The sequence below is a fragment of the Aestuariispira insulae genome (assembly GCF_003385955.1).
GTDB classification, from domain to species: Bacteria; Pseudomonadota; Alphaproteobacteria; order UBA8366; family Aestuariispiraceae; genus Aestuariispira; species Aestuariispira insulae.
This window is the reverse complement of record NZ_QRDW01000009.1, coordinates 92703-107628: the sequence shown is the minus strand read 5'-3', so window position 1 is coordinate 107628 and position 14926 is coordinate 92703. Positions and strand designations below refer to the sequence as shown.

The 14926-nt window shown below is 55.5% G+C and carries 14 protein-coding genes; 7 read left to right on the top strand and 7 right to left on the bottom strand.

What is annotated here, in order from left to right; genetic code table 11:
• Positions 1–17 precede the first annotated feature (17 nt).
• Genes DFP90_RS17895 through DFP90_RS17885 form a run of 3 tightly spaced genes read left to right on the top strand, consistent with a single transcriptional unit; the run spans position 18 to position 2711 of the window.
• The gene (locus DFP90_RS17895; RefSeq protein WP_115937906.1) at positions 18–1199 is read left to right on the top strand and encodes a hypothetical protein; all 1182 of its coding nucleotides are present in this window, start codon (positions 18–20) and stop codon (positions 1197–1199) included.
• Complete coding sequence (locus tag DFP90_RS17890; RefSeq protein ID WP_115937904.1) at positions 1196–1945, top strand: PIG-L deacetylase family protein; 750 nt, start codon at positions 1196–1198, stop codon at positions 1943–1945. Before DFP90_RS17895 ends, DFP90_RS17890 begins: the two co-directional genes overlap by 4 nt.
• 28 nt (positions 1946–1973) lie before the next feature.
• Complete coding sequence (locus tag DFP90_RS17885) at positions 1974–2711, top strand: hypothetical protein (RefSeq protein ID WP_147301053.1); 738 nt, start codon at positions 1974–1976, stop codon at positions 2709–2711.
• A gap of 24 nt (positions 2712–2735) precedes the next feature.
• Here the strand turns inward: DFP90_RS17885 and DFP90_RS17880 are convergent, their stop codons facing one another.
• The 3 genes from DFP90_RS17880 to DFP90_RS17870 all read right to left on the bottom strand — a co-directional run bounded on the left by DFP90_RS17880 (position 2736) and on the right by DFP90_RS17870 (position 4908).
• Entirely contained in the window at positions 2736–3500 is a 765-nt protein-coding gene (locus tag DFP90_RS17880; protein WP_181905436.1) for a class I SAM-dependent methyltransferase, read from the bottom strand.
• 77 nt (positions 3501–3577) lie between these two features.
• Positions 3578–4072 (bottom strand): response regulator, encoded by a 495-nt coding sequence (locus tag DFP90_RS17875; protein WP_115937896.1) that lies wholly within the window; start codon positions 4070–4072, stop codon positions 3578–3580.
• 110 nt (positions 4073–4182) lie between these two features.
• Entirely contained in the window at positions 4183–4908 is a 726-nt protein-coding gene (locus DFP90_RS17870; RefSeq protein ID WP_115937893.1) for a class I SAM-dependent methyltransferase, read from the bottom strand.
• Between the two features lie 261 nt (positions 4909–5169).
• On the opposite strand from DFP90_RS17870, the gene acnA reads away from it, so the two are divergent.
• The 3 genes from acnA to DFP90_RS17855 all read left to right on the top strand — a co-directional run bounded on the left by acnA (position 5170) and on the right by DFP90_RS17855 (position 9610).
• The gene (acnA, locus tag DFP90_RS17865; RefSeq protein ID WP_115937890.1) at positions 5170–7848 is read left to right on the top strand and encodes an aconitate hydratase AcnA; all 2679 of its coding nucleotides are present in this window, start codon (positions 5170–5172) and stop codon (positions 7846–7848) included.
• Positions 7849–7985: 137 nt separating this feature from the next.
• Positions 7986–8735: a hypothetical protein gene (locus DFP90_RS17860; RefSeq protein ID WP_115937888.1), complete on the top strand. Its 750-nt coding sequence runs from the start codon at positions 7986–7988 to the stop codon at positions 8733–8735.
• A 137-nt stretch (positions 8736–8872) separates the two neighbouring features.
• A complete protein-coding gene (locus DFP90_RS17855) occupies positions 8873–9610 on the top strand; it encodes a DUF1223 domain-containing protein (protein WP_115937886.1) in 738 nt (245 codons plus the stop codon).
• A gap of 31 nt (positions 9611–9641) precedes the next feature.
• Here the strand turns inward: DFP90_RS17855 and DFP90_RS17850 are convergent, their stop codons facing one another.
• Complete coding sequence (locus tag DFP90_RS17850) at positions 9642–9962, bottom strand: heavy metal-binding domain-containing protein (protein ID WP_115937884.1); 321 nt, start codon at positions 9960–9962, stop codon at positions 9642–9644.
• 132 nt (positions 9963–10094) lie between these two features.
• On the opposite strand from DFP90_RS17850, the gene DFP90_RS17845 reads away from it, so the two are divergent.
• Positions 10095–11375, top strand: coding sequence for an MFS transporter (locus DFP90_RS17845; RefSeq protein ID WP_115937882.1), 1281 nt, complete (start codon positions 10095–10097; stop codon positions 11373–11375).
• 90 nt (positions 11376–11465) lie between these two features.
• Here DFP90_RS17845 and DFP90_RS17840 read toward each other — a convergent pair whose 3' ends face one another.
• Genes DFP90_RS17840 through DFP90_RS17830 form a run of 3 tightly spaced genes read right to left on the bottom strand, consistent with a single transcriptional unit; the run spans position 11466 to position 14919 of the window.
• The gene (locus tag DFP90_RS17840; RefSeq protein ID WP_115937881.1) at positions 11466–11960 is read right to left on the bottom strand and encodes a tellurite resistance TerB family protein; all 495 of its coding nucleotides are present in this window, start codon (positions 11958–11960) and stop codon (positions 11466–11468) included.
• A gap of 14 nt (positions 11961–11974) precedes the next feature.
• Entirely contained in the window at positions 11975–12361 is a 387-nt protein-coding gene (locus tag DFP90_RS17835) for an RNA-binding S4 domain-containing protein (RefSeq protein ID WP_115937880.1), read from the bottom strand.
• The gene (locus tag DFP90_RS17830) at positions 12358–14919 is read right to left on the bottom strand and encodes a helicase-related protein (RefSeq protein WP_181905435.1); all 2562 of its coding nucleotides are present in this window, start codon (positions 14917–14919) and stop codon (positions 12358–12360) included. Before DFP90_RS17830 ends, DFP90_RS17835 begins: the two co-directional genes overlap by 4 nt.
• Positions 14920–14926: the final 7 nt, after the last annotated feature.

The window sequence follows — 14926 nt, the reverse complement described above, 5'->3', positions numbered from 1 at the left end:
TATCTGGACAGAAATTGATGCAGCAACAATTGGAGCATCTGCTGGAAAAAGTGCAAACCCAGCCGCAGGATGCGGAAAACTGGGTCCGGCTGATGTTATTTGCGATCGCGCAACAGGACCGTGTTCTGCTGACGGAAGTGTGCGCGCTGCGCCAGCAGCTGTTCCAGGATGCCGCTCTTTTGCTGTTCCAGACGGTTTATTCCACCTATGCCAAGGACAATCCGACATTGTTGCAGGCCCTGCCGGCGATGGTGGATGCCGGCGGATGGGAAAGATCCGTTGAACTGGTTCTGGCATTCTTTGCGGGCTGTCAGGAGATTGCCCGGGGTGCCTATGAAACCGGTCTGGCCCGCTGGCAACGCATTGATGCGGCGGCATCTGATCATGGACCGCTTTTTGCGGCGATCCCGCATTTGGCGGAAAGTCGAAATCTGGCGGTCTTGTTCAATCCCCGGGAACCACGCCAGGATCCATTGCCGGAGCTGCAATGGCTGCCGGGGCCGCAACCGGATTCGGTGGATGAGGAGCAGGGGCCGGTTTTTCTGGCCTCTTGCGACGGACGGTATTTCGATCGTTTCGGCACCCGTTTTATAGAAGCTATTCGTGCCCATGGCTGGGTTCATCTCCATATCGCGGACCCGACGGATGACCAGCGGCAACAGCTTGCGGCCCTGGCCGGGCCGGGGGTCAGTGTCACAGTCGAAAACACCGGTTCCTGGCGATCCAGCACCTATTATGCCAGCATGCGATTCTTGCGAGCGGGCGCAATCCGGCAGGCTTTTGGCCGCGATCTGATGATCTTGGATGTGGATATCGACCGTGTCAGTGATCTTGGAAAATTGCAGGAAATGTTGACGGAGGCCGATGTCGGTCTGTTTGATAGCGGTCTTATTCTGCCCTGGCTGAAATATCAGGCGGCTTTCGTTTTCTTGCGCGCTGGGCCGGAGGCGGGCCGATTTCTGGAATGCCTGACGGATTTCCTGTTGCGCCTTCTGCCTGAGAGTGGCTGGTTTGTGGATCAATCCGCTCTGTTGATGACGGTCAATGACATGGTCGGCCGGACCGGGGATATTTCCATTAAACCGCTTTGTTATCTGGATGGTTTCCGGTTTGATGATTATTTTCAGTCCGCTGGCAGCCGGGAGGAAAAACACCGCTTCCGCCGTGATGCGGACGATGGGTTGGAGGTGGGGCATTGAAACGCGAAACACTTGATATCGGCCTGTGGCAGGGTCTTCAGGTCCTGTCCCCGCATTCCGATGACGCGGGGTTTTCCTGCGCGGGGTTGCTTGCCCATGTGGCCCGTCAGCAAATGCCCTGCCTGATCCAGACAATATTTTCACGGTCCAACTATGATCCGTCCGACCCGCAGGCAGATGCGGATGTGGTGACCGCTTTGCGCATGCGGGAAGATGATACCTTTGTCACATGGCTGGGGGGCGGCTGTCAGGTTTCCTGGGAAGGTTTTGAAGAGGCCTATATGCGCAAGGCCGGTTTTGCCGAGATCCTTTCGGGCCAATATGATGATGGGGATCAGGCGCTGATGCCGCCTCTTCTGCAGGCGGTCATGGCAAAGATGGCGGATCGGGTGATCCTGCTGGCCCCGGTTGGGATTGGCAATCATGTGGATCATCTTCTGGTCCGGGATGCGGCGCTTGCCTTGTCACGCCATACCGGTGTTGAACTATATCTTTATGAGGATCTTCCCTATGCGGCGCGGTTGTTGCCAAATGAGGTGGCGGATTATCTGGCCCCGATGGGCAATGCCTTGGGATTTCGGCCCTGCCCGTATGTATTTTCCACACCGGACATCCAGGCGGCCAAACAGGCCGGCGCGGCATGTTACCCTTCCCAAATGCAGGGTGATACCGGCGCGCTCATCGAAAAACAAACAGCAGAGATTGGCGGTGAGGCCTATTGGCGGATCGAATGGCAGGCGGCATGAAAAAAACAAATAAGAGACGGATGGGCTGATGGGTATAGAAATTCAGGCGGCACGCGCAATGGCGCATATTTTCAGTCAGGATATTTATGATCAGGCCAGGATGCTGATGCTGGGCCGTCAGTTCTGCCGCTTCGGACCTGATGAAGTGCCTTCTATTCTTGAAGGAAGCGGATATCAGGTGAAAGACGGCATCTCACCGGAAGCGTCCGTGTTCCACCCCAGCCTGATTGCCGCGGAATCTTATTTCCGGTTGCTCGGCTGCGGGGATGTCAAAAGCATGGATGTTCGCCCGGACGAGGGGGCGGAGATTGTTTTCGATCTGAATAATCCGGTGCTGCCTGAGGGGATGAAAGGTGGTTTTGACTTAATTTATGATGGTGGCACCACGGAACATGTCATCAATATTGTCCAGGCCTATGCTCATATCATTGATATGCTGGCGGTTGGCGGGCATGTGATTCACCATCTGCCTTGCAACGGCTATGTGAATGAAGGCTTTTACCAGGTCAATCCAACCTTTCTGCGGGGAATTTATGATGCCAACGGCATGGAGGTCGTGGCCATGGCGTTTTTCCATTGGACAAACGGTGTCGGCGACTGGTCCTCGGTTCAAGTCTACAATATCCAAGACAAGGCCCATCACCAATTTTATGCAACAGACAGCTTCAAAAACCTTTCTGGTGGCCTGGATCTGGTGTGTCTGGCCCGCAAGCGCGAACAGCAGAGCGGGTTCCAATTGCCTATTCAGGACATGTATCTGAAGTGACCGACCGCTTGGGGCGGGGTTTGATCAATCAACCGAAATGATGGTGCGGTGGGTGCCGCCGCCAAAATCAACCACGACCTGCTGGTATTTCTTGGCGGAAAAATTCTCGATCCGGATCGCCGGTGTCAGATGATAGAGCACATTGGCCAGGAATTGCTGGGCTTTGGCACTGGCCGGATCTTTCGCCAGAACATAGGTCGGGAAAGGATCAAAGGTCAGGCACATGAAATCGAGATTCTGTTCGCTGCAAAACTCATTGACCGCCTCGACAACGCCGAACCCATATTTGCGCGACATTTCATTATTGGCATAGTCATGGCCCAGGATCAGCCCGTCGGGCTTTAGTTTGGGCAGGAACATTTCCAGGTCTTTTTTGACATATTCATATTGATGGTTGGCATCAATATAGACCCAGTCCAGGCTTTCATCTTCAAAATTGTCTATTGCATCATGAGAATAGGCCCGGTGGATCTTTACCACGCCAGCCTCCATCTCCGGGCCGACCGTTTTGACCACATGTTCATAACGTTCTTCCGCATTCTCAGTCCGCGCTTCATGGCCGATATTGGCGGCATAATCGTCATCCGCCCCGGACAGTTCCCAGGGATCAATCAGATGCAGTTTTGCCGGTGCGCATTGATCCAGGATCTTCCGCGACAGATCGGCCATATTGACACCCACTTCGGCGATATGGGCATTCTTGGGCAAGAAGGGCAGAAGCTGTTCTCGGAAATTGGCCAGCAGGAACATCGGATCTCCAAAGGTCGGATACGGTATTTTCTGATTCACACTACATCTTTTTTTTCCGGCCTGTAAATCAAGCCGGGGCCGGAGACGTTATGGATGGGCAGAAAAAATCTCAGCGATCAGTCTGTTCGGCGTTCGGTGCCGTCATATTCATGATCATCGGGGACGCGTCGCCGGTCCGGGCCGAAATACTCCTCAGCCTGATAATAAGGAACGGTTGCGGCCAAAAGATGTTCCAGCTGTTTGCGCAGTTTGATGGCGGAAAGCGGCTTCACCCAGGCGGAATCGGCCCCAACCGCAATGCTTGTTCTTAAGGCTTCCTCGGTTCCGTGACCTAGTAGGGTGGCAACCTTGGGCGGTGGCTCCTGTTCTTTTGGCAGGGAGCGCAGGGCCCGGATGAAAGCAGCGCCAAGCTCGCAAAATTCATCGGTCATTTCGACCAGGATAATCTGGAAGGGCGAGGCTTCATGCGATTCAAGGGCTTCAGCCTCTTCCTTGGCATGTTTTGCCAGATTGATGCCCGCCTGCTGCATGGCCAGCTTGGTTACGCTGGCGCTGTTACGGTCGGGATCGAAAAGCATGATCTGAACATTGTCGAGCGGATCTGGGCGCATGTATTTCAGCCGTCTATGATTCTTGGAAACGGGGGCTCACCAATTAGGGATATTATCCTGATTTCATTCAAATTCTGTTAACGGCGACCTTGTGACAGGCATGAAACCGGTCAGCCGACAGAAATCAGGGACCGGTAACGGCTGTCGCCAAAATCAATTTCCAACTGGTCGTAATCCATCTTTTCGAAATTTCTGATCTGAATGGCCGGGGTTAGATGATAAAGAACATTGGCCATGACCTTTTGCGTGGCGGGCGCGTTGATATCTTTTGCCAGTACAAAGGTCGGGAAGGGTTCGAAAGTGAGAAACAGGAATTCTACGGGGTGGGTCTGGCAAAATTCATTGACCGCTTCGACCACGCCAAAACCATATTTTCGGGCCAGGCTGTTGCGCGCATAATCATGGCCCAAAATCAGCCCGTCCGGTTTTAGTTTCGGCAGATAAGTTTCCAAATCCTGCCGGACATATTCATAGGTGTGATTACCGTCGATATAGATCCAGTCCAGGCTTTCATCGGCAAAATCGTCCGCCGCCTTATCGGAATAGGCACGATGAATGCTGACCTGGTCTTGTTCCCGTTCCTTGGCGAACATTGCCATCACGGTTTCATAGCGGGCTTCGGCCTGTTCGGTTTCAGGGGCTTTCCCCTCTGCCTGGGCATAATCGTCATCGGCGGTGGATAATTCCCACGGATCGATCAGATGCAGTGTTGACGGTGCACATTGATCCAGGATCAAGCGGGAAAACTCGCCGAGATTGACGCCAATCTCTGCAATTTCCGCCTGTTTGGGCAGATGGGGCAAGAGATGTTCACGGGTGTTTGCCAGCAAAAACAAGAATTCTGCTCCTGATCAGGGGACGGGTTGCGGGGGATCATTCTGGCCGAGGCTAAAAATTCCTGCAAGCCGAACCGTTCCTTTACCCATTGTTGTGGTAAGGTTTTCCAGCCAAGGAAGAAATGGGCGGGTGTACGCATTAGACTGGGAAAGCTTGAACAATCGTCTAAGACTTTCAATATGAAGATAAACTGATCCGATACGCCGGGGGCAAATGCGTCGGCCTGTTCGGTGAGGGGGAATAATCAAGGAGCAGGATCCATGACAATGACGGGCCAGGACAGTTTGAACACTCGCCGCACGCTTCACGTTGGCGGAAAAGAATATGATTTTTTTTCGCTGGAAGCCGCTTCCGCGGTGATTGGTGATATCGATCGGCTGCCTTTTTCACTGAAGGTGCTGCTGGAAAATATGCTTCGGTTTGAAGACGGGAAGACAGTCACAACCGAAGATGCCCGGGCGCTGGCCGACTGGCTACGGGATAAAAAATCCGATCATGAAATCGCCTATCGCCCGGCCCGGGTCCTGATGCAGGATTTTACCGGTGTCCCGGCGGTCGTGGACCTGGCGGCCATGCGGTCCGCCATGGTGGCGATGGGGGGAGATCCGGAAAAGATCAACCCGCTTTCACCGGTGGATCTGGTGATCGATCATTCCGTCATGGTAGACTATTTCGGCACGCCCGATGCGTTTGCCAAGAATGAAGAGTTGGAATTTAAACGCAATGGGGAGCGATACAGTTTCCTGCGCTGGGGCCAGACCGCGTTTGACAATTTCCGGGTTGTGCCGCCGGGCACCGGCATCTGCCATCAGGTGAATGTGGAATATCTGGCGCGCACCATTTGGTCATCTGAGGAAAAGGATGGATCCGGGCGCACGGTCGCCTATCCCGACACGCTTGTTGGTACCGATTCCCACACCACCATGGTCAATGGCCTTGGCGTTCTGGGCTGGGGGGTTGGCGGGATTGAAGCGGAAGCCGCAATGCTGGGCCAGCCGGTCTCCATGCTGATCCCCGAGGTGATCGGGTTCAAGCTGACGGGGCGGATGCGCGAAGGCATGACCGCAACCGATCTGGTCTTGATGGTGGTCGAGATGCTGCGCAAAAAGGGCGTGGTTGGCAAATTTGTCGAGTTTTTCGGCCCCGGCCTCGACAATCTCAGCCTGGCGGACCGGGCGACGATAGCCAATATGGCCCCGGAATATGGCGCAACCTGTGGCATTTTCCCGGTGGATAAAGAAACATTGCGCTATCTGGAGTTCACCGGCCGCGACCGGGATCAGGTGGCGCTGGTCGAAGCCTATGCCAAGGCGCAGGGCATGTGGCGCGATGCCGATACACCCGATCCGGTCTTCACCGATATGCTGGAACTGGATCTGGATCAAGTGGAACCCTCGCTGGCAGGCCCGAAACGCCCGCAGGATCGTGTGGCGCTCAGCAATGCCGCGCCAGCATTCGCCGAAGTGGCGCGGGATTATGGTCATGTGGACAAGACCCATGTCGTGGACGGGGCCGACTGGGTGTTGGAAGATGGTGCCGTCGTGATTGCCGCGATCACATCCTGCACCAATACCTCGAACCCGTCCGTTTTGGTGGCAGCCGGTCTTGTGGCGAAGAAGGCACGTGAACGAGGGCTCTCCGTCAAACCCTGGGTTAAGACCTCGCTGGCGCCAGGTTCCCAGGTGGTGACGGATTATCTTGAAGCCGCTGGCTTGCAGGATGATTTGGATGCATTAGGGTTCGATCTGGTTGGCTATGGCTGCACCACCTGTATTGGTAATTCAGGTCCTTTACCGGGCCCTATTGCCAAGGCGGTGGAAGATGGGGATCTGGTCGTGGCGTCGGTTTTGTCGGGCAACCGGAATTTCGAGGGCCGTGTCAGCCCCCATACCCGCGGCAATTACCTGGCCTCGCCGCCTCTGGTGGTGGCCTATGCGATCGCCGGCAATATGAAGATCGATATCACCAGGGAGCCGATCGGAACCGATCCGTCCGGCACGCCGGTATATCTGAAGGATATCTGGCCGTCGAATCGCGAGATTCAGGAGGTGATCGCACAATCCCTGACCCCTGAGATGTTCCAGAGCCGCTATGCCAATGTGTCCGAAGGGCCGAAGCAATGGCGGGACATTCAGGTGGCTGAGGGGCAGACCTATGATTGGGACGAGAGCTCAACCTATGTCCAGCATCCGCCTTTCTTTCAGGATATGTCCCCGGAACCCGAGCCGCTCTCTGATGTGAAAGGGGCCAGGGTGCTGGCATTGCTGGGCGATTCCATCACCACCGATCATATTTCCCCGGCGGGCTCTTTCCGAAAGGATACCCCCGCCGGACAATATCTGCTGGAACGCCAGGTCCGGCCCGAAGATTTCAACTCCTATGGCTCTAGGCGTGGCAATCATGAAATCATGATGCGCGGCACCTTCGCGAATATCAGGATCCGGAACCAGCTGGCGCAAGGCACCGAGGGCGGATTTTCCAGATACCAGGGCGAGATCATGCCGATTTATGATGCGGCCATGAAATATCAGGCCGACGGTGTGCCCCTGGTGGTGATCGGTGGCAAGGAATATGGCACCGGTTCAAGCCGTGACTGGGCGGCCAAGGGGACCAGGCTGCTGGGTATCAGGGCGGTGATTGTTGAAAGCTTCGAGCGGATCCACCGGTCCAACCTGGTGGGCATGGGCGTATTGCCGCTGCAATTCACAAACGGGGAAAATGCGGCCAGCCTGGGCCTGGATGGTTCCGAGAGTTTTGATATCCTGGGTATTGAGCAGGAATTGAAACCACGCATGGATGTTCAATGTGTGATCAACCGGGCTGATGGCTCAAGCCAGACAATTGAGCTTTTGTGCCGGATCGATACTTTGGACGAGGTGGATTATTATCGTCATGGTGGTATTCTCCAATATGTGTTGAGGTCCATCCTGCAAGACTGAGCCCGGTTGGCTCTCTCGACCCGGCTTCATGGGAAAGCAGGACGGTTTGGTCCTGCTTTTTCTATTTCCTTCTGTTAGCAGCTTATTATCCATTTACTGTTAGCCTCTTATCGGATTGACCCGGTCTCGAGGATTGTATGGCGGATAAGCGGCAGTTTTGGTTTCTTTGGATCTATATATTTTGGTCAGCCCAAGCCTGGGCAGAGGAACAGATCATTGATTTCCCGACTTACCATGATGTGCCGCCCTTTGTGGTGGATGCGGATGCCGGGATTGGCTTGACCCATGAATTGGCGGCAATGCTCAGTCGTCATTCGGATGGCCGGTACCTCTTTAAGCCGACTGTTGTGCCGCGCAAACGCTTGGATCTGATGCTGGATCAGGAAATGCCGCTGGTTGTGCCCTGGGTCAATCCACAATGGTTTCCCAATATGCCAAGGGAGGTAGCCTTCTGGACCGGCGGTTTCATGACCGACAATAACGCCATCCTGTCGCCGGCAACCCTGCCGGTTGAATATGAAGGGCCGGTGTCCCTGGCCGGGAAATCGGTTGCCAGTGTATTGGGGCATCGGCTGGTCGGGATCGATGTGATGGTGTCTGGTGGAAAGATAGAGCGGCTGGATGTTTCCTCCTTTTGGTCGGCCATGAAAATGGTGGCTGTCGGCCGGGCCAATGTTGCCATCGTGCCCATGTCTGTAGCCAAATATTACATTGTCCGGCGTGACCTGGCCGGCGTTTATCATTTTTCCATCAAACCCCATTCGGCCTATCGGCGGCATTTCCTGGTGACCCGGGACGAAGCCTTGAAAATTTTCATTCAGGAACAGGTGGCGCGGCTGCGCGAGGATCCGGTTTGGAAATCCATCATGGCCGGATACGGGCTATGATACTGGCTGTTTGCGGCCCGCCCAAACCGAACGCGCACATTGCCTCACTTCTATTTGATGGGCCTTGATTGGTGACCTTTGACGGTCCGTTCTACTTTGAGGCCGTGGAACAGTTACCAAGGTTAGGTCTTAAGGGTATGAAAAAACGGATCAGCGCGCTCATTGCCACGACTTTCATTTTTATTTCTGCTTCTGTTCAGGCGGATCAAAAACGCGCGGTCGTGGTTGAGCTATTCACCAGCCAGGGCTGCAGCAGCTGTCCGCCGGCAGAGGCTTTTCTGCAGGAACTGGCCATGCGTGATGATGTGATTGCGCTGGAATATCACGTGGATTACTGGGATTACATCGGATGGCAGGATCCTTTTGCCGACCCGGCTTTTACCGAGAGGCAGCGGGCCTATGTCCGGAATCTCGGGGATCGCTATGTCTATACGCCTCAGATGGTGATTGATGGTGCGCGCCATGTGGTGGGTTCCAGGCGGCACGAGGTCGAACAGGTGATCCGCCAAATGCGCGATGAACGATCGGCTACCCTGCCGGACATTCGCTTCCGTGAGAATAATGGGGAGATCCATCTCGCGATCTCAGGTCTTCCGCAACTGAAGGGAGAGTATGTGCTGACCCTGGTCGGGTTTGACGGATTGCACGAAACAACCGTGAAACGGGGTGAAAATAGCGGGAAACAACTAAAAAATGCCCGCGTTGTGCGCAGCCTGCAGCGGATTGGCCTGTGGCGGGGGGAAGCCGTGACCCATTTTGCCAGCCGGGATGAAATGGCCGGTGATGGCGGCTGTGCCTTGATCATCCAGGAAAGGGGCACCGGCCGTGTCCTGACCGGTGCCCTGATCAACTTCGCTGCTGGCCAGGCCAGCTGACAGCGGGGCAGTCGAGTTTGATCGCTTGTGGTTATTCTATCGTGACGGCGGTGCCGTTGGCGATGACCATCAGCATAGAGCCCTTTTCGCCGATTGCCTCATAATCCAGATCACAGCCGATAATGGCATTTGCCCCCAATTCGCGGGCACGTTCCATCATGTCTTCCATGGCCATGTCCTTGCCGTCTTTCAGAACCTTTTCATAAGACCCGGACCGGCCGCCGACCACATCGCGGATACCGGCAAAAAAATCCTTCACAATATTGGCACCGAGAATAGTTTCACCGCTGACAATACCGTGATAAGCGGTGATGCTCTTCCCCTCGACGGAATCTGTGGTGGTGACGATCATCTCTATGGCTTCCTTTTGAAGTGGAATATCAATACTCTGCCCGCGCAGGATACCAGACGGGCGAAGGCAGACAACCGTCCTTGGGCGGAATAAGAATATAACGCAGCAGATTAAAAGACAGGGGTAGCTGATATGTCGGAAATTCAGGTGATGGACCGAAAGGCGGTCGCGGGCTGGTGCCTTTTTGACTGGGCGAATTCCGCCTTTCCCACAATCATCAGCACCTTTGTCTTTGCCACCTATTTCACCAAGGCTGTCGCGGAAAACGAAACCGACGGCACGGTCTTGTGGAGCAGTACGGTCGGCTGGGCCGGTCTGGTCGTGGCCCTGTTGGCACCGTTTCTGGGCGCGATCGCCGATTTTGGCGGTCGCCGGAAGTTCTGGCTGGCGATCTTTAGTATGGTCTGTGTGACCAGTTCGGCCGGCCTTTGGTTCGTGGAACCCGATCCAGCCTTTGTGCCCTTGGCGGTCGGGCTGGTTATTTTGGCGACCGTCGGTTTCGAATTCTCGACCGTTTTTTATAACGCGCTGCTGCCGGATGTTGCGCCGCGCGATCATCTGGGGCGGGTGTCGGGCTGGGGATGGGGGCTCGGCTATTTCGGCGGCCTCTGTGCGCTAGTCATCTGCCTTGTGGGATTTGTTCAGGCGGAAACACCCTGGTTTGGGGTCGGTGATGTGGCCGCGGGCGGTGTCCGTGCCACCAGTATTGTGGTGGCGGTTTGGTTCGCCCTTTTTTGTCTGCCGATGTTTCTGTGGGTGCGTGAACATTCCAAACATCAGTTGCCGCTGAACCAGGCGGTGGGTGCGGGCGTGAGAAGCCTGTTTAAAACCCTGCGCGAGGTCCGGCGCTATAAAACCGCCTTCCGGTTTTTACTCGCCCGCATGATTTATAATGATGGTCTGACCACGCTTTTTTCCATGGGCGGTATCTATGCCGGCGTGACATTCGGTATGTCCTTTGAGGAGGTTTTGACCTTTGCCATCACATTGAATGTGACCGCCGGCCTGGGGGCTTTTGTTTTTGCCTGGCTGGATGACAGCCGGGGGGCGAAATGGGTGATTGTGGTGTCCCTGACGTCGCTGATCATGCTTTCGATCGGGATCCTGCTTGTGCAGGACAAAATGGTTTTCTGGGGATTAGGATTGCTGATCGGCATTTTCTTAGGCCCGATCCAGGCCGCCAGCCGAACCATGATGGCCAGGCTTGCCCCCGATGAATTGCGCACCGAGTTTTTTGGCCTTTATGCGTTGTCCGGCCGGGCGACCGCCTTTGCCGGACCGTTGATTTTCTCTCTGGTGACAGAAACCTTCCAGAGTCAGCGCCTGGGAATGTCCACCATTCTGGTTTTCTTCGTCGTCGGCCTTCTGTTGCTTCTGCCACTCAAAATGGGCAAGCCCGGGATGGAAGGGTAAGCCTGACATGAACAAGGGTGACACAGGCTCCCTTCACCTGTGTCACCCTTGCCTTATCCGAACGATCTTGAGAATGATCGGTTTATTTACTCAAACGCTGGCGGTTTGCAGCGAGTTATTCCCGGCTTCAATCCGGGCTAGGACCTGTTTGCGCAGATCGCCATTCTCCTGGTCTTTGACCCCCAGCAATCCGCAGACCCGGCGCATCAGATTGGCTTCATAGCTGTGCAATTCGCCGTCGGCATAGACCACCTCCCACATCATCTCCATGATTTTCAGCCGCTCCGCATGATCGAAATGCGGGGCGAATTTGGAGATGAAATTATGGATATCAACGGCATCTTTTTGTTGTTTCTGCGCTTCTTCCACCAGTTTTCGCGCCGTATCGCAATCGATATTGAAATGCCGTTTGCAGACATGGACGATTGCGGATTTTTCCTGTTCATCGAAATTACCGTCCAGCATGGCCGCTTCGACCATCAGGGCGGCTGCTGCGATATGTAATTCATCCAGCGTATGTTTGTTCCTGTCGGGTTCAGGCTCCCCGGCCTTTTCAAACAGGAAATCTCTAACCTTGGACCACATGACCTGTTATCTCCTTACCATGCGCTTCTCAGTTGATCGGTGTCGCGGCGCTCTTTCTTCGTTGGGCGGCCAGCCCCCTTATCGCGTCTGGCCACATCGAACTGCTCTTCCCGGGCCCGTGGTTGAGGCGGGTCCAGGTCGTTATATAGTTGTTGTGCCTCAACCGCCGGACCGCGACGGTCCGAAAGGCCAAGGATTTCTATCACTCTGATATGGGGTCCCTGAGGGAAAGTGATGACGTCCCCGGGCTTGATCATATGCCCGGGTTTCTTGATCGGTTGCCGGTTGACCCGGACATGCCCGGCAGAGACAACGGTGGAGGCCAGTGTTCTCGTTTTGAAAAAACGAGCATACCAGAGCCATTTATCCAGTCGCAGCTTCTGCGTTTCGCCTTCGCTCATTGTTTGTCAAACAACTCCTTCAATGCGGCGAATGGTGAATTCGGGGATTCTGACACAGTTTTTTTCTTTCGCCTATGGCCTTTCGACCCTGGCACTGAATTTTGTGCATTTTTTGACGGCTTTCGCCCCATTTTGGCCCGATTTGGTTGTTTTCGACCGGTTTTTCCGCGCATTAGATAACAATCCGGATGTTCCGGCCCGGCCGGTTTCGTTCCCAGATCCTTCATCATCGCAACCATGTTTTCTTGACTGCATCCGACAGTTTTCAGCATATCCCCGTCAATTGCGAAGGGACCTTTTCGTGCAGCTGCACGCAATGTTGCCAGTAAATGTTCCAATCTGTCCTGGCGCAGGGCAAGGGGGCCTTTGGCCACATAGCCAAGGCGCGGCCAAATTTCGGATGGCGCATAATCCAGTGGCAAACTGGGCCGGGCGCGGTTGGGAATGGCGGGGATCTCAACCCCGGACCAGACCGCCCAGAGAACCGCCCTTAAACGGATCATGTCGGGTTTCAGATACCGGTCGACAAAGATCCATTGCGTGCCGAAACGGACCCCCCGTTTCCCGAGTGCCTTTCGGTCATCCTGCGACAGGGCCTTGATCGATTGCTGCAAATCCGCGATGGCCAGACTTCCCATCCCTTCGCGCAGCTGGAACAGGATGCCGCGCGCAGGGGCAGTAAGCCCATGATCCTTATCCAGGTTCAACTGGCTGAAACGGGCTTCAATCATTCCTTTCAGCCAGCTTTCTAGCCGATTGACAACCCGGGTCTGCAGGCTGGAATCCACAATGTCATTGGCCAGCAGTGTCACTTGGGGTCCAAGCGGATTATCGCCCTTTTTCAGGCTGGCGATCTCATTATCCTCCCAAACGAGGCGGCCCAGGGGATTGAGTTTGATATCCTTGTTCACCGCTCGTTCAAGGCGGGCTGTGCGCGATTGCATTTCCAGGACTAATGCCGGAGCGGCTGCGGCATGCAGGTTCTTGGCTTCCCTGGTGTCGCGCGCCCGGTCCGGCTGGAAACGGAAGCCGTTGAGGCGGCCAACCATATGGCCTTCAATCATAACCCGGCCATCCTTGGCAACGCTGGACAGCAGGCTTTGCCGTTCTTTGCCGCCGCGTCCGATCAGGGTGGCCCGCTTATCCACAAAACGCTGCATCAATTGCTCATGCAGGGCATCCGAGATCGCATCTTCGATCACCCGGGTGCGTTCCTGCCAATGATCGGAATCACGCACCCAGCTGGACCGGTGGGAGACATAGGCCCAGGTCCGGATCTTGGCCAACCTGGCGGTCAGGACATCGATATCACCATCGGTGCGGTCCAGCTTGCGGATATGGTCCGCGACCCAATCATCGGGCAGGCGGTCATGGTCACAAAGCCGGGTATAAAAGCCGCTGACCAGTTCCGCATGCAGATCGGGGGTAACCTTGCGGAAATCTGGTACCTGGCAGATCTCCCACAAGAGCCGGATCCGGTCCGGTGCATCGGCACGCAGCATGATATCCTCATCCCGCATCAGGGCCATCAGGGTTTGGTGGTCCTCGGCCACCCGGGAGCGCATCAATTCCGCCCGGTTGGGATTGGTTTGCAAGGATCTCAGCAGCAATTTGGGTGATTTGAAATCCAGGCGGCGGTTGCGCCAGTAGATTTTCGGGATCTGTTGGAACTCGTGATTTTCGACCGCTTCGACAATGTCCTCGTCGAAATCCCGCAGATTATTTGTGACGGAAAAGGTTCCGTCATTCATATGGCGTCCGGCGCGCCCGGCGATTTGGCCCACCTCTGCCGGGGTCAGGGCCCGCATATGTTGACCGTCAAATTTGCGGATGCTGGCAAAGGCCACATGGTCCACATCCATGTTCAGCCCCATGCCGATGGCATCGGTCGCCACCAGATAATCCACTTCGCCCGCCTGATACATGGCGACCTGGGCATTGCGGGTCCTGGGGCTGAGCGCGCCCAGGACCACGGCGGTGCCGCCGCGATGCTGACGGATGGTTTCCGCCATGGCATAAACCTCGTTGACCGAAAAGGCGACTACGGCGGTCCGCCTGGGCAGGCGGGTCAGTTTTTTAGGTGATGTATAGCTCAGCGTGGAAAAACGTGGCCGGCTTTCAATCTCCACATCCGGCACTAGCTGTTTGACCAGCGGGGCCATGGTGTCAGAGCCCAAAAACATGGTTTCATCCCGGCCCCGGGCATGCAGCAGGCGGTCGGTGAAGATATGGCCGCGGTCCCGGTCGGCGCAGAGCTGGATTTCATCAATGGCCAGGAAATCGACAAACCTATCCAGCGGCATGGCTTCCACGGTGCAGATATACCATTTTGGATGGGCGGGGATGATCTTTTCCTCGCCGGTGATCAGGGCCACGGAGGAGGCCCCTTTCAGGGCGCAGATCCGGTCATAATTTTCCCGCGCCAACAGGCGCAGGGGAAAGCCGATCATGCCGCTGGAATGGCCCAGCATCCGCTCAATGGCCAGATGGGTCTTGCCGGTATTGGTAGGACCCAAAACGGCCCGTATTCGGCCCCGGCGGGTATCGATTACAGTCATAATTTCT